This is a genomic window from Cochlodiniinecator piscidefendens (genome assembly GCF_011326755.1).
GTDB lineage: Bacteria > Pseudomonadota > Alphaproteobacteria > Rhodobacterales > Rhodobacteraceae > Cochlodiniinecator > Cochlodiniinecator piscidefendens.
In genome coordinates this window covers 1-22,774 of sequence record NZ_JAAOIE010000005.1, presented here as the reverse complement: position 1 = coordinate 22,774, position 22,774 = coordinate 1, and the positions used below count along the sequence as shown (strand labels likewise).

The 22,774-nt window shown below is 50.8% G+C and carries 22 protein-coding genes, 1 tRNA gene and 1 riboswitch; of the genes, 11 read left to right on the top strand and 12 right to left on the bottom strand.

The window, feature by feature from the left end; genetic code table 11:
• Positions 1-1,170, bottom strand: a complete 1,170-nt coding sequence (locus tag G9C99_RS13430) for a pyridoxal phosphate-dependent aminotransferase (protein WP_166418034.1) — start codon at positions 1,168-1,170, stop codon at positions 1-3.
• Between the two features lie 108 nt (positions 1,171-1,278).
• Between G9C99_RS13430 and G9C99_RS13425 the strand changes: the two genes are divergently transcribed.
• Positions 1,279-1,704: an Lrp/AsnC family transcriptional regulator gene (locus tag G9C99_RS13425; RefSeq protein WP_166418033.1), complete on the top strand. Its 426-nt coding sequence runs from the start codon at positions 1,279-1,281 to the stop codon at positions 1,702-1,704.
• Positions 1,705-2,438: 734 nt separating this feature from the next.
• On the opposite strand, the gene G9C99_RS13420 is transcribed toward G9C99_RS13425, so the two are convergent.
• Positions 2,439-2,515: transfer RNA gene (locus G9C99_RS13420), tRNA-Arg, on the bottom strand.
• Positions 2,516-3,071: 556 nt separating this feature from the next.
• Between G9C99_RS13420 and petA the strand changes: the two genes are divergently transcribed.
• The 3 genes from petA to G9C99_RS13405 are packed head-to-tail and all read left to right on the top strand — an operon-like array spanning position 3,072 to position 5,782.
• Positions 3,072-3,632, top strand: a complete 561-nt coding sequence (gene petA, locus G9C99_RS13415) for a ubiquinol-cytochrome c reductase iron-sulfur subunit (protein WP_166418032.1) — start codon at positions 3,072-3,074, stop codon at positions 3,630-3,632.
• Between the two features lie 11 nt (positions 3,633-3,643).
• Positions 3,644-4,966, top strand: coding sequence for a cytochrome b (gene petB, locus G9C99_RS13410; RefSeq protein WP_166418031.1), 1,323 nt, complete (start codon positions 3,644-3,646; stop codon positions 4,964-4,966).
• A 12-nt stretch (positions 4,967-4,978) separates the two neighbouring features.
• The gene (locus tag G9C99_RS13405) at positions 4,979-5,782 is read left to right on the top strand and encodes a cytochrome c1 (RefSeq protein ID WP_166418236.1); all 804 of its coding nucleotides are present in this window, start codon (positions 4,979-4,981) and stop codon (positions 5,780-5,782) included.
• Between the two features lie 71 nt (positions 5,783-5,853).
• Here G9C99_RS13405 and G9C99_RS13400 read toward each other — a convergent pair whose 3' ends face one another.
• From G9C99_RS13400 to thiB, 3 genes are read right to left on the bottom strand one after another with little or no spacing between them, the layout of a single operon-like run.
• A complete protein-coding gene (locus tag G9C99_RS13400; protein WP_166418030.1) occupies positions 5,854-6,546 on the bottom strand; it encodes a thiamine ABC transporter ATP-binding protein in 693 nt (230 codons plus the stop codon).
• On the bottom strand, positions 6,533-8,107 hold the full coding sequence (locus tag G9C99_RS13395; RefSeq protein ID WP_166418029.1) for a thiamine/thiamine pyrophosphate ABC transporter permease ThiP: 1,575 nt from the start codon (positions 8,105-8,107) through the stop codon (positions 6,533-6,535). The genes G9C99_RS13400 and G9C99_RS13395 overlap by 14 nt, the downstream gene beginning before the upstream one ends.
• Positions 8,083-9,066, bottom strand: a complete 984-nt coding sequence (thiB, locus tag G9C99_RS13390) for a thiamine ABC transporter substrate binding subunit (protein ID WP_166418028.1) — start codon at positions 9,064-9,066, stop codon at positions 8,083-8,085. Before thiB ends, G9C99_RS13395 begins: the two co-directional genes overlap by 25 nt.
• 36 nt (positions 9,067-9,102) lie before the next feature.
• Positions 9,103-9,201: riboswitch (TPP riboswitch) on the bottom strand.
• A gap of 91 nt (positions 9,202-9,292) precedes the next feature.
• On the opposite strand from thiB, the gene aroC reads away from it, so the two are divergent.
• The gene (gene aroC, locus G9C99_RS13385) at positions 9,293-10,393 is read left to right on the top strand and encodes a chorismate synthase (RefSeq protein WP_166418027.1); all 1,101 of its coding nucleotides are present in this window, start codon (positions 9,293-9,295) and stop codon (positions 10,391-10,393) included.
• 77 nt (positions 10,394-10,470) lie between these two features.
• On the opposite strand, the gene G9C99_RS13380 is transcribed toward aroC, so the two are convergent.
• The 7 genes from G9C99_RS13380 to G9C99_RS13350 all read right to left on the bottom strand — a co-directional run bounded on the left by G9C99_RS13380 (position 10,471) and on the right by G9C99_RS13350 (position 17,319).
• Positions 10,471-10,890, bottom strand: coding sequence for a thioredoxin family protein (locus G9C99_RS13380; RefSeq protein ID WP_166418026.1), 420 nt, complete (start codon positions 10,888-10,890; stop codon positions 10,471-10,473).
• Positions 10,891-10,899: 9 nt separating this feature from the next.
• Positions 10,900-11,613 carry a cytochrome c biogenesis CcdA family protein gene (locus tag G9C99_RS13375; RefSeq protein WP_166418025.1) on the bottom strand — a complete coding sequence of 238 codons (714 nt, stop codon included), beginning with the start codon at positions 11,611-11,613 and terminating at the stop codon, positions 10,900-10,902.
• Positions 11,614-11,679: 66 nt separating this feature from the next.
• Positions 11,680-12,549: a DMT family transporter gene (locus G9C99_RS13370; RefSeq protein WP_166418024.1), complete on the bottom strand. Its 870-nt coding sequence runs from the start codon at positions 12,547-12,549 to the stop codon at positions 11,680-11,682.
• A gap of 89 nt (positions 12,550-12,638) precedes the next feature.
• Positions 12,639-12,926: an HU family DNA-binding protein gene (locus tag G9C99_RS13365; RefSeq protein WP_166418023.1), complete on the bottom strand. Its 288-nt coding sequence runs from the start codon at positions 12,924-12,926 to the stop codon at positions 12,639-12,641.
• A 132-nt stretch (positions 12,927-13,058) separates the two neighbouring features.
• Positions 13,059-14,540 carry an AMP nucleosidase gene (locus G9C99_RS13360; protein WP_166418022.1) on the bottom strand — a complete coding sequence of 494 codons (1,482 nt, stop codon included), beginning with the start codon at positions 14,538-14,540 and terminating at the stop codon, positions 13,059-13,061.
• Positions 14,530-16,350, bottom strand: a complete 1,821-nt coding sequence (ade, locus tag G9C99_RS13355; protein WP_166418021.1) for an adenine deaminase — start codon at positions 16,348-16,350, stop codon at positions 14,530-14,532. The genes G9C99_RS13360 and ade overlap by 11 nt, the downstream gene beginning before the upstream one ends.
• A gap of 75 nt (positions 16,351-16,425) precedes the next feature.
• Entirely contained in the window at positions 16,426-17,319 is an 894-nt protein-coding gene (locus G9C99_RS13350; protein WP_166418020.1) for a LysR family transcriptional regulator, read from the bottom strand.
• 113 nt (positions 17,320-17,432) lie between these two features.
• Between G9C99_RS13350 and G9C99_RS13345 the strand changes: the two genes are divergently transcribed.
• The 6 genes from G9C99_RS13345 to G9C99_RS13320 all read left to right on the top strand — a co-directional run bounded on the left by G9C99_RS13345 (position 17,433) and on the right by G9C99_RS13320 (position 22,643).
• Positions 17,433-18,194: a class II aldolase and adducin N-terminal domain-containing protein gene (locus G9C99_RS13345; protein ID WP_166418019.1), complete on the top strand. Its 762-nt coding sequence runs from the start codon at positions 17,433-17,435 to the stop codon at positions 18,192-18,194.
• Between the two features lie 11 nt (positions 18,195-18,205).
• Entirely contained in the window at positions 18,206-19,318 is a 1,113-nt protein-coding gene (locus G9C99_RS13340; protein ID WP_166418018.1) for an aromatic ring-hydroxylating oxygenase subunit alpha, read from the top strand.
• A gap of 93 nt (positions 19,319-19,411) precedes the next feature.
• On the top strand, positions 19,412-20,443 hold the full coding sequence (locus G9C99_RS13335; RefSeq protein WP_166418017.1) for a sterol desaturase family protein: 1,032 nt from the start codon (positions 19,412-19,414) through the stop codon (positions 20,441-20,443).
• An 11-nt stretch (positions 20,444-20,454) separates the two neighbouring features.
• The gene (locus G9C99_RS13330; RefSeq protein WP_166418016.1) at positions 20,455-21,480 is read left to right on the top strand and encodes a fatty acid desaturase; all 1,026 of its coding nucleotides are present in this window, start codon (positions 20,455-20,457) and stop codon (positions 21,478-21,480) included.
• On the top strand, positions 21,480-22,319 hold the full coding sequence (locus tag G9C99_RS13325; protein ID WP_166418015.1) for a 3-methyl-2-oxobutanoate hydroxymethyltransferase: 840 nt from the start codon (positions 21,480-21,482) through the stop codon (positions 22,317-22,319). Before G9C99_RS13330 ends, G9C99_RS13325 begins: the two co-directional genes overlap by 1 nt.
• A 9-nt stretch (positions 22,320-22,328) precedes the next feature.
• Entirely contained in the window at positions 22,329-22,643 is a 315-nt protein-coding gene (locus G9C99_RS13320) for a MocE family 2Fe-2S type ferredoxin (RefSeq protein ID WP_166418014.1), read from the top strand.
• Positions 22,644-22,774: the final 131 nt, after the last annotated feature.

Below are 22,774 nucleotides of genomic sequence, written 5' to 3'. Positions count from 1 at the left end.
TTAGCTATTCAAAAAAGGGGCAAGACGCGCAAAAGCTTCGGTCAGGCGATCTTCGGGCTGCGCGTAGCATAAACGTAAACTCCCTTCGCCTTCGGGGCCAAATGCAACCCCGGGTGCAAGACCAACCTTGGTTTCAGATAAGATCTTTTTTGCGGCCTCAAAACTATCAGTCAGGCCACGCACCCGGAAAAAGCAATAAAAAGCACCATCAGGTTTGATGAATTCAACCTGTTCAAACTGGGCCAAACTTTGAGAGGTGATTTCATAGCCGATCCGAATACGTTCACGTAGATCGGCCACTTCGGCCTCACCATCCCGCAAGGCGATCCGCCCGGCCTCCTGTACAAACCCCGCTGTGCAAGAAGTATTAAATTCCGTCAATTGGCCGAGTTTTTCTTCTAACGATGCGGGGGCGACAATCCACCCAAGCCGCCATCCTGTCATGGACCAGCACTTGGAAAAGGAATTCACTGAAATCAGCAAATCACCCGGTAATGCAATCGACAAAAACGAGGGGGCCACATTTTCGTGGCGCGACAGGCGCGAATAAACATCGTCGGCCACGATCCATATGCCGTGGTGACGACAATGTGCCAACACAGCGCGCTGATCCTCGGCGGGCATTATCCATCCCGTTGGATTGTTTGGCGAGTTAATCACTACGGCCTTAGTGCCGGGCGTCAACGCCCCGAGCAATTGGTCCAGATCTAGATGCCAGCGGCCATTTTTCACCAACAAGGGCACGGTGTCGATTTGTGCGCCCTGCGCCGCAAATGCTCCGTTGATATTCGGCCACCCTGGGCTGATTGCGACAACGCGATCCCCGGGCGAAGTCAGCAAACCCGCCGTTAACATCAGCCCCTGCATTCCCGATGGCGTCACCGTAATCCGCCGCACATCCAGATCAGAGCCAAACAGATTATTGCTGTAGCGTGCGATCTCTTCACGTAGCGCCATAGCTCCGTTGTTAGGCTGATACATGTGGTTCCCACCTTGCAAGGCAGCAACTGCAGCCTCAACAATGAAGGGAGACGTGGGCCATGCACCTTCCCCAAACCAAAGAGGTAACACGTCTTTTTCGCCCATGCCCAACTCTGCAATGGTACGAATTTTAGAGGCCTGTAAATCTTGTACACGCGCGGCAAGCGGGATGTTTGAAAACTGTGTCATCTCCACACTATGCCGAGTGTAGCCCCATGGGTCACTTTGCAATATGCTTGAAGTCTTAGGGAAAATGCCTATTGCATAGGTAAATTGCCTATACACTCAGGACAAAAGATGCCCGATGATATCGACAAGTTGATTTTAGCCGAGTTACGGCAAGATGCCCGTATTCCAGTCACATCACTTGCTCAGCGTGTCGGACGGTCGCGCACAGCCGTTCAGGCGCGCGTGGATCGATTAGAAAGCAGCGGTCGCATTCAGCGCTATACAATTGACGAACCCGGCCATACCCGCGACAGCGACGTGGGCGCCGTTGTGATGATCCAGTTAAAAGTGCGTAACAGAAGCAACGAACTTATGGCGCAACTGCGTGCCATGCCACAGGTGATCGGCTGTTACGGTATTGCTGGGGATTTTGACTTCACCTTGATTTTCGCAAAAATGGAAAACGAAGACCTCAAGCACCACCTTGAAGCAATTTATTCATTGGATGCAGTACGTAAAACCCAAACTCACCTCGCCCTTTATCGCGAGTTTTGAGATACGGACCTAAGCCAGAAAACTAAAAATCCCGCGAGTTTCTACGAATAAGTGTATCAAAACCTCCAGAGAACGGCTTGCTAGGCATGAGCCGCGAGTAGAAGGATGCTTACTTTATGGCGCCTTGTTAAGAGAGTGCGAAGCTCGCCTAGCCTTCAAAATTATTCCACATCTTTGAAGACGCTCTTCTATCCGATGTATCTTGCGAGGACTGACGCCAAGCTCACGCGCAAGGTTCGCAACAGACATCCAAACGGCACAGATCCGACCTGCGATGAAGTCTGTGCGTTTCAAATGTCGGAAGACCCACCTCAAGTACGTGATATCTTAATCGATCAAGCCAAGCTCGGGCTTTAGGCTTTCGATAATCTCTAAGAGTGCGAATGGCTGCATCCCTTCTGGAAGGCCCTGATGAGTGGTGGTCGCGCTCATGCTGCAGTCTCCATCATCGGACCGGAAAACTGATTGTCGTTTGCCTTAGTGGCTACTTCTAAGTTATCGTTCGGAAGAAGGCTGGAAGCTTTCGTATCTGAATTGATCCCGGTTTCGGTTGCCGCCGAGCCGGGATTTTTCCGTTCATGGTGCCTGAAAGATCCTGCGAACATTGGGTCGGGCTGTACGGGTTTTGTACCGGTGTTCTTTACATGTTCACGTACAGAAGCCGCAAAATCCTGCATGATATTGCAAAGCAGGCAAACGAATAGGGTGCAATACCCTGTATTTATTGGCAGTTTTGGTGACCCCGATTGGATTCGAACCAATAACCTGCCCCTTAGGAGGGGGCTGCTCTATCCAGTTGAGCCACGGGGCCTTGTTTCTACTGTTGCTCTAATCAACAGCGACCTACGCTGTCTTGTTGTTGGTGCCGCATTAAGCACGCCATTCTAAACTGATGCTTTGCTAACCAATTTACACGTTGCCTTGACCATTGATTTGATCGCTGGATAGCAGACGAATCTTAACGAAACAACGACTGTCTTCTCGTTCGAAACAACTGGGTCAAAACAGTCAGCAACATATCAAATATATTGCGGTTTCATTACCAATTTCGAACGTTTTAGGGCTGTGGGTTCACACTGCATCACAATGTTGCATCAGATTCTTCTGATTAGGCAAATTTGCCGCGTTGCATCTCAAGATTCGGTCTGCATAATGCGCAATTGGTGGGGTCGCACCGAACAAGATCTCTGCAGGACGCAACGCTTGGGTTGTGTTTGTTGCGACATAACCGCATATTTTTTCGCTGCGCGCCATTGTCTTCTGGACTGATCGTGCAGGTGCGGCTAAACACCCGCCGGTAAGGCTGAGCTTTTTGCTCGGCTCAAAGTCGTATGGGCACCATTGGTGCCGTAAAGGGAGAATATCTCGTGTCCCACGCAGAAGAGCACGAAGGCACACGCCGCGATTTCCTATATTACGCGACGGCTGGCGCAGGGGCGGTTACCGCCGGTGCTGCAGTTTGGCCTCTCGTAAATCAGATGAATGCCAGCGCAGATGTACGCGCATTGGCATCTATCCGAGTGGATATTTCAGGCGTTGATGCCGGTACACAGTTGACTGTAAACTGGCAGGGGAAACCTGTCTTTATCCGTCACCGTACAGAAGAAGACATCGCACTGGCGCGCGAAGTTGATCTAGGCGAACTGATCGATCCGGTTGACCGCAATGAAAACCACCCAGGTCTCCCAGCTACTGATGAAAATCGTACGCTAGATGAATCTGGTGAATGGTTGGTCATGCTGGGTATTTGTACGCACCTGGGTTGTGTTCCAATTGGTGATGGCGCAGGCGATTTCCACGGTTGGTTCTGCCCTTGCCACGGGTCGCACTACGATACCGCTGGTCGTATCCGCAAAGGTCCTGCGCCACAGAACCTTGAAGTTCCTGTCGCCTCTTTTGTCGACGATACAACGATCCAGCTGGGATAAGGGAGTAAGATATGTCCGGTATTCCGCACGATCACTACGAGCCTAAAACAGGCATCGAAAAATGGATCGACTCACGCCTTCCTATCGTGGGTCTCCTCTATGACACATTGATGATCCCAACGCCCAAAAATTTGAATTGGATGTGGATTTGGGGAATCGTTCTCACCTTCTGCCTCGCGATGCAAATCGTAACAGGCATTGTTTTGGTGATGCACTACACACCACACGTTGATCTGGCGTTTGCGTCAGTTGAACACATCATGCGCGATGTGAATGGCGGACACATGATCCGTTATTTCCATATGAACGGCGCATCTTTGTTCTTTGTTGCTGTGTATGCGCACATCTTCCGTGGTCTTTACTACGGTTCATACAAAGCACCGCGTGAAATCACATGGATCATCGGCATGTTGATCTATCTGATGATGATGGGCACAGCCTTTATGGGTTATGTTCTACCTTGGGGCCAAATGTCCTTCCATGGTACCGCGGTTATTACAGGTCTGTTCGGTGCGATTCCTGGGATTGGCGAAGCACTTCAGGCTTGGCTCTTGGGCGCTGGCGCTGTTGGGCAACCTGCTTTGAACCGCTTCTTCTCTCTTCACTATTTGCTACCATTCGTGATTGCAGGCCTCGTGATTGTCCACATCTGGGCATTCCACACCACCGGCAACAACAACCCAACCGGTGTTGACCCACGTAAATCCAGCAAAGCAGAAGCAGAAAAAGACACGCTTCCGTTCTGGCCTTACTTTGTGATCAAAGATCTGTTCGCGCTGGCTGTAATTCTGACTGTGTTCATGGCGGTTGTCGGCTTTATGCCAAACTACCTTGGCCACCCAGATAACTACATCCCTGCGAATGCTCTGGTTACGCCTGCACACATCGTTCCTGAATGGTACTTCTTGCCGTTCTACGCGATCCTGCGTGCGTTCACTGCCGATGTTTGGGCTGTGCAATTGGTTTCGGCCATCACTGGCGGCATTGTGGATGCGAAGTTCTTCGGCGTTCTTGCCATGTTTGGCGCGATTGCTGTGATGGCATTGGCACCTTGGCTCGATACATCATCTGTACGTTCAGGCCGTTACCGCCCGATGTTCAAATGGTACTTCGCGCTATTGGTCATCGATTTCTTCGTATTGATGTGGGTCGGCGCACGTCCTGCTGAATTCCCGTACGACTGGATTTCCTTGATCGCTTCAGCCTACTGGTTTGCGTATTTCTTGGTGATCTTGCCACTCTTGGGTGTGATCGAAAAACCAGACGCGACGCCTGACACAATCGAAGACGACTTTAATGCCCACTACGGCAAGTCCGAAACGTCAGCGGAGTAAGAGACAATGACAATGATCAAAAAACTCACAATCTCCGCAGTTGCTGCTCTCGGCCTTATGGCCGGTGGCGCAATGGCAGCTGGTGACAGCGAACAGCATATCGAAGACTTCGATTTCTCTTTTGAAGGTCCTTTCGGTACGTTTGATCAGCATCAGTTGCAACGTGGTCTGCAAGTCTACACTGAGGTTTGCTCTTCTTGTCACGGGCTGCAGTATCTTTATTTCCGCAACCTCGCGGATGAAGGTGGCCCAGATTACACAGAAGAACAGGCGCGTGCGTATGCTGAGCAGTTCGAAGTGTATGACGATGCAATTGATGATTTTCGCCCGGCAACCCCGGCTGATAACTTCCCAGTAAACGATGGTGTTGGCGCACCTGATTTGACCTTAATGGCCAAAGCACGCGCTGGCTTCCACGGTCCTGCAGGTCTTGGTATCAACCAAATCGTTTACGGTATGGGCGGACCAGAATACATCGCGTCACTTCTGACTGGATACACTGGCGAAACCAAAACCCAAGCGGGTACAACACTATATGAAAACACTGCCTTCCCAGGTGGGTGGATTTCTATGGCGCCGCCACTTTTTGGAGATGATATTGAATATGCCGACGGCCATTCAAACTCACTTCACCACGAAGCAGAAGATGTTGCTGCATTCTTGATGTGGACCGCTGAGCCGCACATGATGGCGCGCCAATCTGCAGGTTTCCTCGGTGTTATTTTCCTAAGTGTTCTGTCTGTACTGCTGTACCTGACAAACAAATCGCTTTGGAAACCGGTTAAAGACCGCGCGAAAAAAGCCGCTGAAAAATAAGCATCTGCTTTTCTAGATGTAAAAAGCCCCGCTGAAACCAGCGGGGCTTTTTATGTTCTAAGCTTAACGGATCAACCTAGGTAGGTTTTCAACGCTTCCGGTGGATTGGAAAAGATTTTGCCAACCTCCGCCAAAGGATGGGCAGTACCCTCCGCAACTAAAATAACATGGGACGCAATGCGTTTGGCATCGTCAGGATCGTGACTCACCATCAAAAGCGTTATGTCGCTGTCCACGATCAGTTCTTTTAGCAGCTCCAACATTTCCACCTTCAACGCTGGACCGAGCGCCGCAAACGGTTCATCCAGTAGCAACAAAGGTTTATTCTGTAACAATACACGCGCAAGCGCGACACGTGCTATTTGCCCGCCAGACAATGCCGACGGTTTACGCGCAGAATACCCCGAAAGCCCTACCCGCTTGAGCGCGCCTTCTACGTCCGTCTTCTGGGCCTCGGTCAACTTCAAATCTGGCCGCAATCCTAGCCCCACGTTTTGACCGACCGTCAAATGTGGAAACAGATTGTTGTCTTGAAACACCATAGAAATCGGACGCTCTCCCGGTGTTTTTTCGACGAGGCTTTGTGATTGAAACGACAGTTTCCCTTCCTTCAAGGGCAAGAATCCGGCCAGCGCAGCGAGCAAGGTCGACTTCCCTCCCCCTGACGGCCCAATGACCGCAACATGAGCCCCTAGAGGAACATCAAAGGACGCACCCAGAGCAAAATCACCTTGTTGGATCTTCAAACCTTTAACCTGCAGCATTCGTCCGCCCCCCACGATCAAAAAGCCAAAATAATGATAAGCTAAGCAATAATAGCAGCAATGCTGCCCCTGCTGCGTCATCCATGCGATAGGCCCCCATCAAACGAAAAATCATCAATGGCAGCGTTCCTTGGGACGGATCTGAAAACAGCGCGATAACGCCAAGATCACCCATCGACAACGCAGCGGACAAACCGCACGAAAATCCGAGTGGTCGCTTCAATCTTGGCAACACGACCAGCCGCATTTTGCTCCAGACGCTCATCCCTAGACTGCTCGACAGACGGCCATAGTTCTGTTCAATATCCAACAAAGACGGGACCAATGATCGAAGCGCAAATGGTAGGCTCATTGCAGCGTTCACAAGTATCGTCACCGGCAATGCAAGCGATGCGGGGTTCACATAGCGGAAACTGATGATGAACAAGCCCGTTCCAATGACCAACGGCGACGCCGCGATGGTCAGATATCCCATTCCTTCGACCATTGCACCAACGCTGCGGCGCTTGAGAGTGGTGGACCAAATAGCGATTGGCAACGCCAAAACAACTAAGAAAACTGTCGACGCGAAAGCAACTATCAGCGACCGTCCGACAGACGCCCAAACCGGACCCGGCAGCGTCAAAACGGTTGGAGCCCCTCGAACCACGACCATCATTAATGGCAAAAGCAAGAAAACAGCCGCTGTTGACAAAAAGGCTCCATCCGAGATTTTTGAAACAGTCCGCATTGCATCCCACCGCTGGGTTACACGGTCCAGCCCAACTCCCATTGAGGCCGGCAATGTCACCCAAAATGCAGCAATGGCGATCGCAGCACACAAACCAAACTGCACCATTGCTAATAATGCAGCCTTGGATAAATCAAAGTCAAAACGAAACGCCTGATAGATCGCTAATTCAACCGTCGTCGCCTTGGGCCCGCCCCCCAACGTCAACGCCACAGCAAAACTGGTCATGCAGAGCAAAAATATCAGCATAAAGGCCCCAGGCCCTACTTTGCGCAGCATCGGATACTCTAGCACGCGCCGCATGTCTGCGGGGCCAAAATTCAACGATGCCGCAAGCCGAAACCGCTCAGCTGGGATGGATAACCACCCCTGCAAAAACAATCGTGTCGCAAGGGGAAGATTGAAAAAAACATGTGCAAGAACAACACCGTGCAAACCGTAGATTTGCACCGGGGGCAATCCAAAGATCGCCAAGGCGTCGCTCAAGACACCAGTACGCCCGAACACCGCAATTAAACCAATGATGGCAACCACAACCGGTAAGATAAAAGGCGCACCTAACAACGTAATAAGTAAACTTCGCCCCCAAAACTGTCGGCGCGCCAACCCCCGAGCAACAGGAATTGCCAAGGCAACAGAGACCACAGCGGAGAGGAATGCCTGCAATAACGTGAAGCGAACAGCGGCCCAATCAGCCGCCGACAACCGTGCGACGCCCTCTGACTGCAACGCAACAGCAATCAATGTCCCAAATGTCAGGAACAATAAGAGGGCCACCGCAGCGGCCCCCATAACCCCGGAAGGTTTTATTGAGAAAGCGCGCTGAGCCATTCTTCCAACGCTGCATCACGTACTGTTCCAGCTTCAGCCGCTGGAGTAAGCAGTGAAATGCTTGGCGTGTTCAATGTTTCAAATCCAGCAGGCAAACCCTCGGCAGGTGTCACGGCAGGATACATCCAGTTTGTTGTCGGGATGATGGTTTGAAATTCTTCGCCCGTCATGAACTCTAAAAACTGGTCGGCCAAATCGGACTGGTCGCTGCTTGCCAATTTGGCTGCAACTTCAATCTGCATATAATGACCTTCATCAAACGGAGCGCTGGCCTTAGTTCCATCTTCTTCGGCAATCAAGTGATACGCTGGCGAGGTTGTATAGGACAACGCCATGTCAGCCTCACCTTCGAGGAACATGCTGTATGCTTCCCACCAACCGGGTGTCACAGTTACGATATTGTCTGATAGACCAGCCCAAATTTCAGGCGCGCGATCACCGTAGGCTGCCTTTACCCACATCAACAAACCCAGACCCGGTGTTGAGGAACGAGGGTCCTGAATAACGATCTTCAGGTCAGACGCAGCAAGTTCTTCAAAGTTAGCTGGAACATCTTCCAACGCTTCACCATGGACAAAAGCAAAGTATCCCCAGTCAAATGGAACAAAAACGCTATCATCCCATTCAATCGGCAAAGCATACTCAGCGTTCAAGGGGGCATGCTCCGCAAACAATCCTGTTTCCGTTGCCGCTGCCACAAGGTTGTTGTCCAATCCTAGAACAATGTCCGCGTCTGTATGTGCACCCTCTAACTGAAGCCGGGCGAGCAATGCCGCGCCATCACCTGCTGCAGTAAACTGTAGATCACAGCCACACACTTCTTCAAATGCAGCTTCAACTGCTGGGCCTGGGCCCCATTCAGAGGTAAAGCTGTCATAGGTGTAAACATTCAAAACAGGGGTATCGGCATGGGCTGTTGTTGCCATGACGAGTCCCGCAGCGATTGTCAGATATTTCATCTCTTCATCCTTCAATGCGACGGGCGGATATCGGGATGAGTACATCTCAGCCTTCCCTCCGCCGGTCTTAACCGGTTCAGGTTCTACGGGTCCGCTTTCGCATCTCAGCCATACTTGGCCCCCCGAGGTATTTTCGTCATTAGGAGGTGTTAACCCAATTTGCAAGCCAAATCCCCTTGAGACATTGGTCTTTGGGCGCTAGATGAAGATGCAAAGGAGCCCGCATATGTCGATCAACAGCTTTGGCCATCTTTTCCGTGTGACCACTTGGGGCGAAAGCCACGGGCCCGCTTTGGGCGCGACCGTTGACGGGTGTCCACCCAATGTCGAAGTCAGCGAAGAGATGCTGCAAGTGTGGCTCGATAAACGCCGCCCCGGTCAGAATAAAAACATGACCCAACGCAACGAACCGGATGCTGTTAGAATTTTATCTGGTGTGTTTGACGGCAAAACCACCGGCACCCCAATTCAGTTGATGATCGAAAACACAGATCAACGCAGCAAAGATTACGGCGATATCGCCAATACCTTCCGCCCCGGCCACGCTGACATCACATATCACCAAAAATACGGCAATCGCGATTATCGCGGCGGGGGGCGCAGCTCTGCCCGCGAAACAGCCGCACGTGTCGCCGCAGGTGGTATCGCACGCGAAGCGATCAAAGCACTAGTTCCGGGGTTGGAAATTAAAGGCTACATGACCCAAATGGGTGCGATGGAACTCAACCGCGATCACTTTGATTGGGATGCAATAGAAACCAACGATTTCTGGCTTCCCGATTCTTCGGCAGCCCCTGAATGGGAAGCTTATCTTCAGCGCTTACGCAAAGATCACAACTCCGTCGGTGCAATTATCGAAGTTGTTGCCAAAGGTGCCCCTGCCGGCATTGGCGCCCCAATCTATGGCAAACTTGATACCGATTTGGCTGCTGCCATGATGTCAATAAACGCCGTCAAAGGCGTTGAAATCGGCGAAGGTATGTCGTCGGCGATGCTCACCGGCACACAAAACGCCGACGAAATTTTCATGGGCGAAAATGGCCCTGAATATAGCTCAAACCATGCAGGCGGAATATTGGGTGGCATTTCAACCGGTCAGGACATTGTCGTGCGTTTCGCTGTTAAACCCACGTCGTCAATCCTAACCCCTCGTCAATCCATTCGCAAAGACGGAACTGCTATTGAAGTGGTCACAAAAGGCCGTCATGACCCTTGCGTTGGAATCCGCGCTGTTCCTGTAGGTGAGGCCATGATGGCCTGCGTTCTACTGGATCACCTGCTGCTCCACCGCGGTCAGGTCGGCGAAAACCAAGGACAGATTGGTTAAACGTCCACAGTCATCAGGCGCGTGTGGCACCGCCACACCTGCCTGATGCGAAAAAAGCGCGCTGCAAGGCGCACAATTTATGAACCGTTAGATTGTGCTGCGGTTAGGGCGGTGTCCATCAAGCCTTTGATCGCGGACCGCGAGGTTCCAGCCACGATACGGCCGAGCTCCTGATCACCTTGTAACACCACCAATGTTGAACGGCGTGGAATGTTCAATCGACGCGCTAAATCTTCGCTACTATAAATATCCCAATCAACAGTAACGAACTCTACATTTTCCAAATACGCACTGTCTTCGCTTGTAACACCACCGATTACACGCTGTTGCGCGGCGCACGTCGGACACCAATTGGTTTTGAATTCGACAAAAACGGTTTGCCCATCGGCCAAAAGCTCATCTACCAATCCGGGTCGGTAATTGTGCTGTCCAGCTTGCGTTGTAAGTGGGGCCATCACAGCAACAGCAGCCAAAGCGATAAATGCACGACGTTTCATACATGCCTCCTATATTGAAACTGAAAAATCAACGAGCCACACAGGCAAATTTTCGACGGCCCAGGCTTCGATCATATGGTGAACGCGAAATAAAATAGCGAATCCTACCAATACAAAGACTAAACCTAAAAATGGACGCGCCTTCGTCGCGATGATCCGCATCATCGCTTGACGTTCCATTATGACTTTGCGCGCACCATACCCTAACGAAAGGATGATCGTTGATACCCCAAGCGCAAAGCTTATCATAATCAGTGTCGCCCAAAGAAAACTCTGACCTTGCGACGCCAAGGCGATGGCGCCCCCTAAGGTCGGTCCAACACACGGCGACCAAACAGCCCCCAATAGGACACCGCCAAAGAACTGGCCTCTTAAACTCGATCCATCAAGCCCATTCATCTGCCCGTCAGCCCGTGCAGAAAATCCTGCCGTTGCGGTCGCAAATTTTGCGCTGAATTGGGGCACCAGTAACACGGTCCCAAATCCAATCATCAGCACAGCACCAGCACGCGCAACAGAGCTTTCGCTAATTCCCAGAGCATAACCAAATCCAGCAATGACGACACCGAGCGTCACAAATGCAATGCTCATTCCAGCGGCCAGCGCGATGGGGCCTCTTCGGTCTGCCTGCAATGCAGATGCAAGCACGATCGGTAACACCGGTAACACACAAGGGTTAATGAGGGTCAACAACCCCGCAAGGTATCCAAAAACAAGTTCCATGCCCTTTGATCGCCTATCGCTGTATGCCTGTCACGGTAATATAGCCGTTCCACATTCACATCTGCGTTAGCTGGGCCGTTGCTTGGAAAGCTGGACCAATAAAATTCCAACAGTGATGATAACCACGCCGAAGATATCTACCGGCCCCAGTTTTTCGCCCAACAACACTGCAGCAACAGCAACGCCAAAGAATGGATTTAAGAAATGGAAGGTCGCTGCGCGCACGGCGCCAATACGCGCAACAAGCGCAAACCATATCCAAGTTGCAAGCAATCCCGGCGCGAGGGTTGTGTAGATAAAGGCGGCGGTCAGCTGCCAGTTTAAAATGACAGTGTGATCCTCCAATATGGCAGAAAACACTCCCAGTACCCCCGCTCCTACAAACATCTGCAATCCAACGATCATCAACAGATTACCACCCCCAGATGCGGTGCGGACAGCCAACGTTGCCACCGCTAATGCAAACGCTGCGATAACACACAAAATAACCCCATAGACATCGACGCCCCCACTGAGCCGGGATCCCATAATGAGCGAAGCGCCTAATACACCAACCAACAATCCTATCGTCGCCATAGGCGTTAGTTTTTCTCGAAACACCAACCATCCAAGCAGAGCCACAATCAATGGCATTGTTGAAGCTATGATCGAAGCAAGCGACGCCTCAATGGATTGCATCGCAACAAAATTTAACCCTAGGTAAAGTGCATTTTGGCACACACCAAACACAACAACTGAAATCCATTGATTGCGTGTGAGATGCCAGCTTTGCCCCAGCATACGGGCCAAAGCAACGCCGATAAGACCAGATACAAAAAATCGTAAAGAAAGAGATCCAAGCGGCGGAGCATAGGCAACAATGATCCGTGCGGACGAAAAGGCCGACGACCAAATAAGCGCGAAGCTTAACCCCATGAACAATGCTCGAAAATCCATCCCACGCTCCAAAACAAAAAAGATCGCCTCAGGGGCGACCTTTTAGGAATTCCAAACGAGGCACAAGCCCCGGAATTGTAAGCTTACAATTAGCCGTTCACGCTGTCTTTTAGCGCTTTAGCAATGGTCATTTTTACAACCTTGTCTGCTTCTTTTTTGATTTGCTCACCGGTGGCCGGGTTGCGGACCATACGCTCTGGGCGTTCGCGGCAATAGATTTTGCCAACACCTGGCAGTGTTACTGCACCGCCGCCGGATACTTCGCTAGTGATTACAGCGATCACAGCGTCAAGTGCGCTTCCAGCAGTTTTCTTATCTGCACCCATTTCTTCAGCCAGTGCGGACACGAGCTGTGTTTTGGTCATCGGTTTTGCCATTTATTATTCTCCTCGTTCTGCCCAGTACGGGGGCATTATTGGCGGCATTTAAAGGGATAAGACCGTATGACACAACGTCTAGTCTCAATATTTCCGCTATTTTTTAAGCCAAATGGTCAGTTTTCCCTTACGTTAAAGGAAAGCTGTCTCTTCAAAGCTACGCAATTTACGGGAATGGATACGCTCAAGCGGCATTTCCCGAAGCGTTTCCATTGCCCGGATTCCAATTTCTAGATGGCGCGAGACCTGTGTTTTGTAAAACTCTGATGCCATACCCGGCAGCTTAAGCTCTCCATGCAGCGGCTTATCTGATACACAAAGAAGCGTTCCATATGGCACACGAAACCGGAAACCGTTCGCGGCAATTGTTGCACTTTCCATGTCTAAGGCAACCGCGCGTGATTGGCTGAGCCTTTGAACAGGGCCAGATTGATCGCGCAACTCCCAGTTGCGGTTGTCAATGGTAGCTACTGTACCAGTTCGCATAATCCGCTTTAGCTCATATCCCTCAAGTTCAGTGACATCCGCAACGGCCTGTTCGAGCGCGATTTGAATTTCAGCCAATGGCGGGATCGGAACCCAAACAGGCAGATCATCATCCAACACGTGGTCTTCGCGTAGATAAGAGTGCGCCAACACGAAATCTCCCAAGCTTTGGGAATTTCGAAGACCAGCGCAATGCCCAACCATCAACCATGCATGCGGACGAAGAACCGCAATATGATCAGTTGCCGTTTTCGCATTTGACGGGCCAACCCCAATGTTCACCAAAGTGATCCCAGATCCATCTGGTCGCTTAAGATGATAGGTTGGCATTTGCGGCAACTTAGCGGGCTGAGGACATGCTTCGTCTGGCTTTGTGATTTCAACATTTCCGGTCGAAACAAAGCTGCTATATCCGCTATCCGGATCAGCAAGTGACGCCCGTGCAAACGCTTCGAACTCCTCGACGTAAAACTGGTAATTCGTAAACAGCACGTGGTTTTGGAAATGCTCAGGTGCCGTTGCGGTGTAATGTGACAGCCGTGCTAAGGAATAGTCGACACGCTGTGCCGTAAATGGCGCCAAAGGAAGCGCCCCGTCAGGGTAAGTCATCTCCATGCCGTTAACGATGTCATCGTTCGTTGTAGCGAGGTCCGGTACATCGAAGATATCGCGCAACGGGTACTGCATACAGCCATCCTGAGGCACCGTAACACCTGCATCATTGGCCACGGCAAAATGCACTGGGATTGGCGTGGTTGATGGGCCAACACGAACAGAAACGCCGTGGTTACAAACCAACAGATCAATTTGCTGTTCGAGGTAGCTTTTGAACAAATCCGGCCGAGTCACTGTTGTTGCGTATTGACCGGGGCTCGCGACGTGACCGAAGGCAAGGCGACTGTCAGCCGTTGCATAACTTGTCGTGTGTAGCCGTATCTCTGGATAAAAGGCCCGAAAACGTTCTGAGGGGCGTGGCCCAGTTACTTTGCTCGAAAATTTTTCGCATAGGAACTTTGTTGCTTCTTCATAAAGCGCACATAAATGCGCAACAGCCGCTTTGCTGTCAGTAAACTCTATGTGCTCAGAAATTGGTGGTGTTTCCACCGATAGTGTAAAATCAGCTGTCATTGTTATTTTCCTTTTTAAACAGCGGTGTCAGTTCAAATGTGCGCACGTCAACCAAACCCAAATCAGAAATGCGTAACTCAGGTATGACAACAAGCGCGAGCAAGGAATGCTGCATATACGCGTTATTAAGCGTGCAGCCGCAGGCCTCCATTGCTTTGCCCATCGCTTCGGCTTTGGCCGCAACTTCGGTAGCAGGAGAATCTGACATCAATCCGGCAATGGGAAGCTCGACCAATGCCTGTTCTTCCCCATCTTTCCAAACGGTGACGCCGCCCCCCACTTCTTGCAAACGGTTCGCCGCTAACGCCATATCGGCGTGGGATGTTCCAACAACGATCATATGGTGACTGTCATGTGCAACGGTGGACGCCATTGCCATTTTTCCGGTGTAACCAAATCCTGAAACAAAGGCGTTGACCACCCCGCCCGTGCCTTGGTGTCGCTCAACAAGCGCGATTTGGCAGATGTCATTTTCGGGGTCCACCGGAACAATTCCATCTTTGACCGCCAACTTTGCTTCTAAAGCCCGTGTCGGAGCCTGATTTTCAACCATTCCAATGACATTCGCTGTCACGCTGTTGGCCCCTTCCGGTGCCTTGATCCGAAAATCTATGTCTTCCAACGCGCGTCCCATATGTACGGTATCGCGGGCGTGATCGGGCCATTCCAGATGCGGGCAGGTCGCCAACATTACACCATCAAACGCAACAGTATGGCCGCGCGCTATGACACGATGAATCGGTAGCGTTTTCAAATCAGACGTCAGAATAACATCAGCACGACGCCCCGGAGCGATGGAGCCAAGTTCGCGCTCCAACCCGAAGTGTGTAGCGGTATTGATCGTCGCCATCTGAAGCGCAATTAACGGATCACACCCGCATTCAATTGCATGTCGTACCACGCGATTCATATGACCATCATTCACCAGGGTTCCAGAATGACAATCATCGGTGCACAAAATAAAATTACGAGGATCCAACCCCTTTTCCGTGACCGCCGTGATTTGGCTTTCGACATCATACCACGCCGACCCCAACCGCATCATATGGCGCATGCCCTGGCGCGTACGTGCAATCGCGTCCGCTTCGCAGGTGCCTTCGTGATCATCTGCGGGACCACCTGCGGCATAGGCATGAAACGCAGGTCCAAGATCGGGTGATGCGTAATGTCCGCCCACAGTTTTACCTGCTCGTTGGGTTGCTGCAATTTCCGCCAGCATTTTCGGATCACCATTCACCACGCCGGGGAAATTCATCATTTCCCCTAGGCCGATGATACCCGGCCAAGTCATTGCCTCGGCAACGTCTTCGGGTGTGATTTCAAATCCAGTGGTTTCCAAACCCGGCGCTGACGGCGCACAGGACGGCATTTGGGTAAAGATATTAACAGGCTGTAGCATGGCCTCGTCATGCATCAGACGCACACCCTCAAGCCCCAAAACATTGGCAATTTCATGCGGATCGGTAAACATCGACGTTGTGCCATGCGGCGCAACAGCACGCGCAAATTCAGCGGGCGTCAACATCCCTGATTCAATATGCATATGCGCATCGCAAAGACCCGGAATCATATACTGGCCATCAGCATCAATGATTTCGGTTTTGTCGCCAATGCAGTGGCTTGCATCTGGCCCGCAATAGGCAAAACGCCCATCTGCAATGGCAAGATCATGACCTTCAAGCACTTCACGGGTGTGAACATTCACCCATTTACCATTGCGAATTACGAGGTCAGCAGCGTCGCGTCCAGCGGCGACAGCAACAAGGCGGGGGGCACATTCTGCCCAAGTCTTAATATCATTCTGCGTCATGGCCAAAGGTGCCATGGGTTTTTACGATGTTCAAGCGCAGAAATTCCGCTTCGTTTATATTGACCTAACGAAACTTTATTCTGCCCACTCCGCTTTCAGCATATCCAATTCTTCCCTGATCCAGTCTGAAAAAACTTGCGACGCAGGCGATGCAACATGCCCCGCCGGATGGATAAGATAATACGCTTCCTCCATCAGAACGCGTTGTGAAAATGGCTCTTTTAGGCGGCCATCTTTTAACATGTCTGACACCAATATATCGTGGCCAATGGCCAGCCCGCTCCCAGCAATCGCTGCGGAAAACGAAACAGCGTAAGTGCTGGCATAAGTGATATTCGTACTCTGATCTAATGGGTGGCCGATATGCTGCAGCCAGCTTTCCCAATTGCATGTCAACGCAGCACAATCAAACAATAGCCGGTCAGGCAAAGTCTCAAGCGTGACATCATCATTCGGCCCACAGACCGGGAAATACGTCGCGTTGGTGAGTAGCTCCCATTTAATCCCAGCCGCAGGTTCTCGCCCATAACGAATCTCTAAATCCGCCGATTGAGACGAATGATCCATGTGCCAAATCGGAGTGGTGAAATTGAGCCGAATTTCAGGATGCCGCTGCGCGAATACGGGCAGTCGTGGCGCGATAAAATGCACGGTAAATGCAAGATTGGAAACGACCTGCAACGTTTGTTTACGATCGGCGCCAACGACCTGGCGCGTACCACGTGTTAAAACTTCAAAGCTCTCTTGCACCCATGGTAGGTACTGCTTCCCCGAATCTGTCAGCTCTAACCGTCTGGTTAGCCTGTAAAATAGCGTTTTCCCGAGATATCCCTCTAACGACTTAATTTGCTGACTCACCGCTGATTGCGTCATGTTGAGTTCATGCGCCGCGTTGGTAAACGATAAATGGCGCGCCGACGCCTCAAACGCGCGCAACCAGTTTAACGGGGGAAGAGATGCATCAGGCATTTTGTCTCATAAGTTATGCATTAGAATTACTAATACCATGGCCTAATTTTTTTCGTTGGTAAAGACTGCCGCATATCGCCACGGTATGAAAAGCATCGTCAAAGGACATACCCATGGCAGAACCAACCCCGCTCCACCGCCCGAATATGGATCACTGGCAAGAACGCGTCGATATGGCGGCTGCCTTTCGCTGGACTGAACGCCTTGGGATGCATGAGGCTGTGGCCAATCACTTTAGCCTCGCGGTAAGTGAAGACGGCACTGAGTTTCTGATGAACCCTAATCAGATTCACTTCAGCAGGGTCAAAGCGTCCAATCTTCTGCATTTGGACGCCAAAGACAAGGACACACTTTCAAAACCCGGCGCACCTGATCCGACAGCTTGGGGTTTGCACGGATCGGTTCATCGACTTTGCCCCCATGTGCGTTGCGTTATGCATGTGCATTCAATCCATGCAACCGTTTTGGCCTGCCTCAAAGACAGCCGTTTGCCACCGATAGATCAAAACACCGCAACGTTTTTCAATCGGTACGCGATTGATGACGAATTTGGCGGATTGGCGTTCGAAAGCGAAGGCATGCGGTGTTCGGAATTGCTTGCAGATCCGAAAATCAAAACACTGATTATGGGGCATCATGGCATTTTGATCACCGGCAACGATGTTGCTGATACATTTAACCGCCTCTACTACTTTGAGCGCGCTGCTGAAACCTACATTCGCGCCCTTCAAACGGGACAAGAGCTGCGCATCATGTCTGACGAGTTGGCCGAAAAGACCGCTTATGAAATCGAAACATACCCCGGTCAAGCCGAAGCACATTTTTCCGAAATCAAAGCCGTACTCGACGAAGAAGGCTCCTCCTACGCCAGCTAAGGAAGCAAGCGATGTTGACCCCAAACCCTGTACGTGACCGAACACTGGCTGCGAAATACTATACCGATCCAGATGTATTGAAAAAAGAAAAAGAACTGTTCTTTAACACATGGCAGTTCGTCGGGCACACTCAACAATTGGCGAATGCGGGTGACTTCGTCACCGCATCAATTTTTGATCAGAATATTTTTCTGGTCCGTGGGCAAGACAACATCATTCGTGGGTTTTATAATGTGTGCCCTCACCGCGGACACCAATTGGTCGAAGGTTCGGGCAATAAACGCGTGGTAACCTGCCCCTACCATGCATGGACATTTGGGCTAGAGGGTAATCTACGCGGAATGCAAAAGCGCGATGCGACAATCGCGCCCGAGCGGTCTGAAATTTGCTTATCAGAGGTGCGGGTCGATCAGATCGTCGATTTTCTTTTTGTAAATCTCGACCCAGATGCAAAACCGTTGGCAGAGTTTGCTCCTGGCTTGGAAGCGCAGATTTTGGAGCACTGCCCAAACCTATCCGAGCTCATTGTAGAAGGTGACGTCGCATACGGGCATACATATGATTGCGAAGCAAACTGGAAAGTTCTGCTCGATAACTACCTAGAATGCCACCACTGCGGTCCAGCGCACCATTCGTTTGACGATATGATGGACATCGCCAGCTCTAAGTTTTCATTGTTTGAAAACTACACCTTCCAAGTTGCGCCCACTGCAATGAAGGCTGAAAATAAAGCCTTTCCCTTAGATTTGGAACACGATGTCACCACTGGTCATTTTTGGTTTTTGTTTCCAAACACGGTTTTTGGTCAGTTTCCCGGCACACAAGGGTTTTATGCATCACGCTTTGACCCGGTCACACCGGACCTAACCCAACGCCGCAGCTTATCCATGACAACTGCCACCCCAACTGACCCTGAAATGAGCAAGCGCGCCCAACTGAGGTCCGATTGGTCAAGTAACATCGTATCCCAAGAAGATCGCGCGCTCTGCGAAAATGTTCAAAAAGGTTTGCATCAACGCGGGTATATTCAAGGCTGGTACATCACAGACCCGGACGCCCACGACATTTCGGAACACGCAATGCGTCACTTTCATGACATCTACCTCGAAGCCTTAGAAGGGTAAGGATGATGTATCGCAAGCCCAGCCGAAAATACCCATATGAGCCGCCGCCCGCGTGAGTTTCACTCTTAATTGAAACTCTAGATCGGACATAAAATGACAATTGCTGATACATCTCCTCCACCAGTGGATACGAAAGACGAGCCCGCAGCCATGAGCCGTGAGTGGCATTGGCACCCGGAACTGCCGATAAAATACGCTCCATTCGCCATTTGGCCGCCACAGCCTGTGGTGTTTATGAAATGGGTTTGGACCAATTACCTTCAGGTTTCCGACCGCTCCATGTTTCTGGCTCTCGCCTTTTTCGTTGCCTTTTGGCTGCAACCTGTCACCAACGCCCAAGTCGTGTTTTCCCTCGATTGGATGGGGATGGTATTGCTACGCAACTTAGTGTTGCTCAGTACTGTCGCTGGCGGTCTGCATTTTTGGTTCTATGGCATCGACGGTCAAGGCAAGCGCCTAAAATTCGATCCACGGCCTATGTCCGCACGTAAGAACGCTCTCTATAAATTTGGGTATCAAACATGGGACAACATGTTCTATTCGCTGGTCTCTGGCGTGCCGATTGTAACAGCCTATGAAGTCGGATTTCGTTGGTTGTATGCAAACGATACGCTCGCAACTTTTTCCTTCTCGCAAGGTTGGCTGTGGTTTATCTTGCTCTTCCCATTGCTCGCGTTATGGCAAAGCCTGCATTTTTACGTCATTCACCGTTTGGTGCACTGGCCACCTATTTATCGGCATGTGCATTCGGTCCATCATCGCAACGTCAACACGGGGCCGTGGTCCGGGATGTCGATGCATCCGGTTGAACACATGCTATATATCAGCGCACTGCTGATTTTACTCATCCTACCCAGTCACCCTGTTCATATGTTGTTTCTCACGTATTGGCTCATGCTTGGGGCGGCTTCCTCCCATTCCGGATACGAAGCAATCTGGGTCAAAGATAAGTCACGCCTGTTGATTGGCGCCTTTTTTCACCAACTGCATCACCGCTACTACGAATGTAATTACGGCAACTCAGAAATGCCGTGGGACAAGTGGTTCGGCAGTTTTCACGACGGTTCTGAGGAGGCGACAAAAACCACCCGTGACCGCAAACGCAAAATGCACGCGAAACTTTAGGATCACCACATATGACCACATTCAAAGCCACAAATGCCGCCTCAAGCGGGATTAAAATCGACAAAAAGTTGATGAAATCCCTAGCGCGGCGTTCAGACCGCCATGGCTTAATCTACCTTTTGCAATGGGTTGGATTTTTAATTGGCACCGGAACGCTGATTTCGCTTTCACTTGGGTCGATCTGGATGTGGCCTGCGATGTTTTTGTATGGCATTTTCCTAACGGTACCCGCCTACTCACTAAGTCACGAAACAGCCCACGGTACAGCCTTCAAAACCCGATGGTTAAACGAAACTGTGCTGTGGGTAACATCATTGCTTTATGGCGAAGAACCGTTGCATCGCCGGTATACCCATACCAACCACCACACCTATACATGGCATGTAGGTATCGACAGCCAAATGCCATTCGACACCCCTATGACGCTACGTGGCTGGCTCTTTGAAATCACAGGTCTTTCATTGGCGCGGTTTAATCTCACCGTTATGTTTGAACTGGCGTTTAAGCGCTACTCAGACATGATGCGCACAGTTATTCCGCAATCTGAATTCCCAATATTAACCCGCAATGCACGTATCTTCATTGCAATTTATGCAACCATTCCTGTGCTTGCTGCCTTTGGCATTTATTGGCCCATTTGGTTTTTTGTATTGCCCCGCCTTTTAGGCGCCCCTGTAATGTTATTGTTCACCCTAATCCAACACGTGGAGTTACAGGAAAACTCTCCTTCTATTGTGGAAAGCACGCGCAGTTTTCGCACCAACTGGCTCGGGCGTTTCCTTTACATGGATATGAACAACCATGTTGAGCACCACCTCTACCCTCAGATTCCATTCTATGCGTTGCGCGGACTGAAAAGCGCTGTGGAAGACCAAGTCCCCGAACCCGATCCGGGATTTTGGAAAACCAATCTAGAAGTTCTTAGCGTTGTCACCCGTCGCAGCCTTGGCAAAAACACGAAGGCAAAGACCATTCGCCAAGCACCTCATCATGTCACTGATGGAACATATACCCCAATCGCAAAGGCCACCATGTAATGAAACACATTTACACATATGGCGGGCATCCCGCTAAACGCAATCTAACCTTTGCATGCCTCCAAGCGAACAAAGCTGCTGGTCAAAAAATGACCCAAGTTTCGGCTACATCTCAAGAAGAAGCCGCCGCCTGCGAAGCGTTAGGCATCGATATGATCACAATATCAGATTTGGATATTGAAGCCGTTCGCACAGGCGCACCCCATACATTTGTCACCGGGTCACAAAGCATGGGACAATACTATGAACCACAAGCTTGCCTAACAGCTGCCATCAAGTGCGCTGAAAAAGGGGCAGATGCCATCTTCACCCCGCGCGGAATGGGGATTGTTGAGTTGCTTGCGAACGAAGGGATCTGCGTTCAAGGGCACGTTGGGCTTGTCCCTCGTAAGTCAACACAGCTAGGCGGATTGCGCACCATTGGCAAAACAGCTGACGAAGCACTCGCAATTTTAGACCACTGTCGTCGTTACGAAGACGCCGGTGCCAAAGCCGTCGAAATCGAATGCGTCGCCGTCGAAGCCCTCGAGGCTATCAACCCCCTGACCTCCCTAATCACACACTCCATAGGTGCAGGGTCCGGAGGCGACATCATCTTTTCTTTCATGGAAGATATCTGCGGCGATGTTGAAAACCCACCGCGTCACGCCAAAGCTTGGGGTGATATGTTAAGCATCCGACAAGCCCTAGCTGATGAACGCCTCAAGGCCCTGTCTGGATTCCAATCCGACGTAAAATCCGGGCAGTTTCCTGATAAAGCACACACCGTCTCCATGCCGCAAAGCGAACATGAAAAGCTCCTTGAGGCGCTAGATAAACGCCACCCCTTCCATCAGTAGGACAGAAAAATGAGTAATTGGATAGAAGCTTGCGCGACTAACGATATCGACGAAGAAGATCTCACCCGGTGGGATCATGAGGAAAAAACATATGCGATCTACAACACGGAAAACGGCTTTTTCACGACGGATGGTATGTGCACACACGAAGAGCAACACCTTGAGGATGGATTGGTAACCGGTGACGTAATAGAATGCCCGCTGCATCAGGGCCGATTTAACATCGTCACAGGTAAAGCTTTGTCCGCTCCTGTGTGTATTGACCTCAAAACCTACCCCACAAAGGTTGAAGGCGGAAAAGTTTACGTTCAAGTCAGCGCATAACTATACAACGAGTATGTTGTGTCCTTTACTGAATGTTACGGTCTTGTCACGGATGTGTGCATTGTAGTTGAGGATGAGTGTTCCCAGATGGATTGTATCGGAAGGCAGCAGTCTTCCACCGCAATCACAGA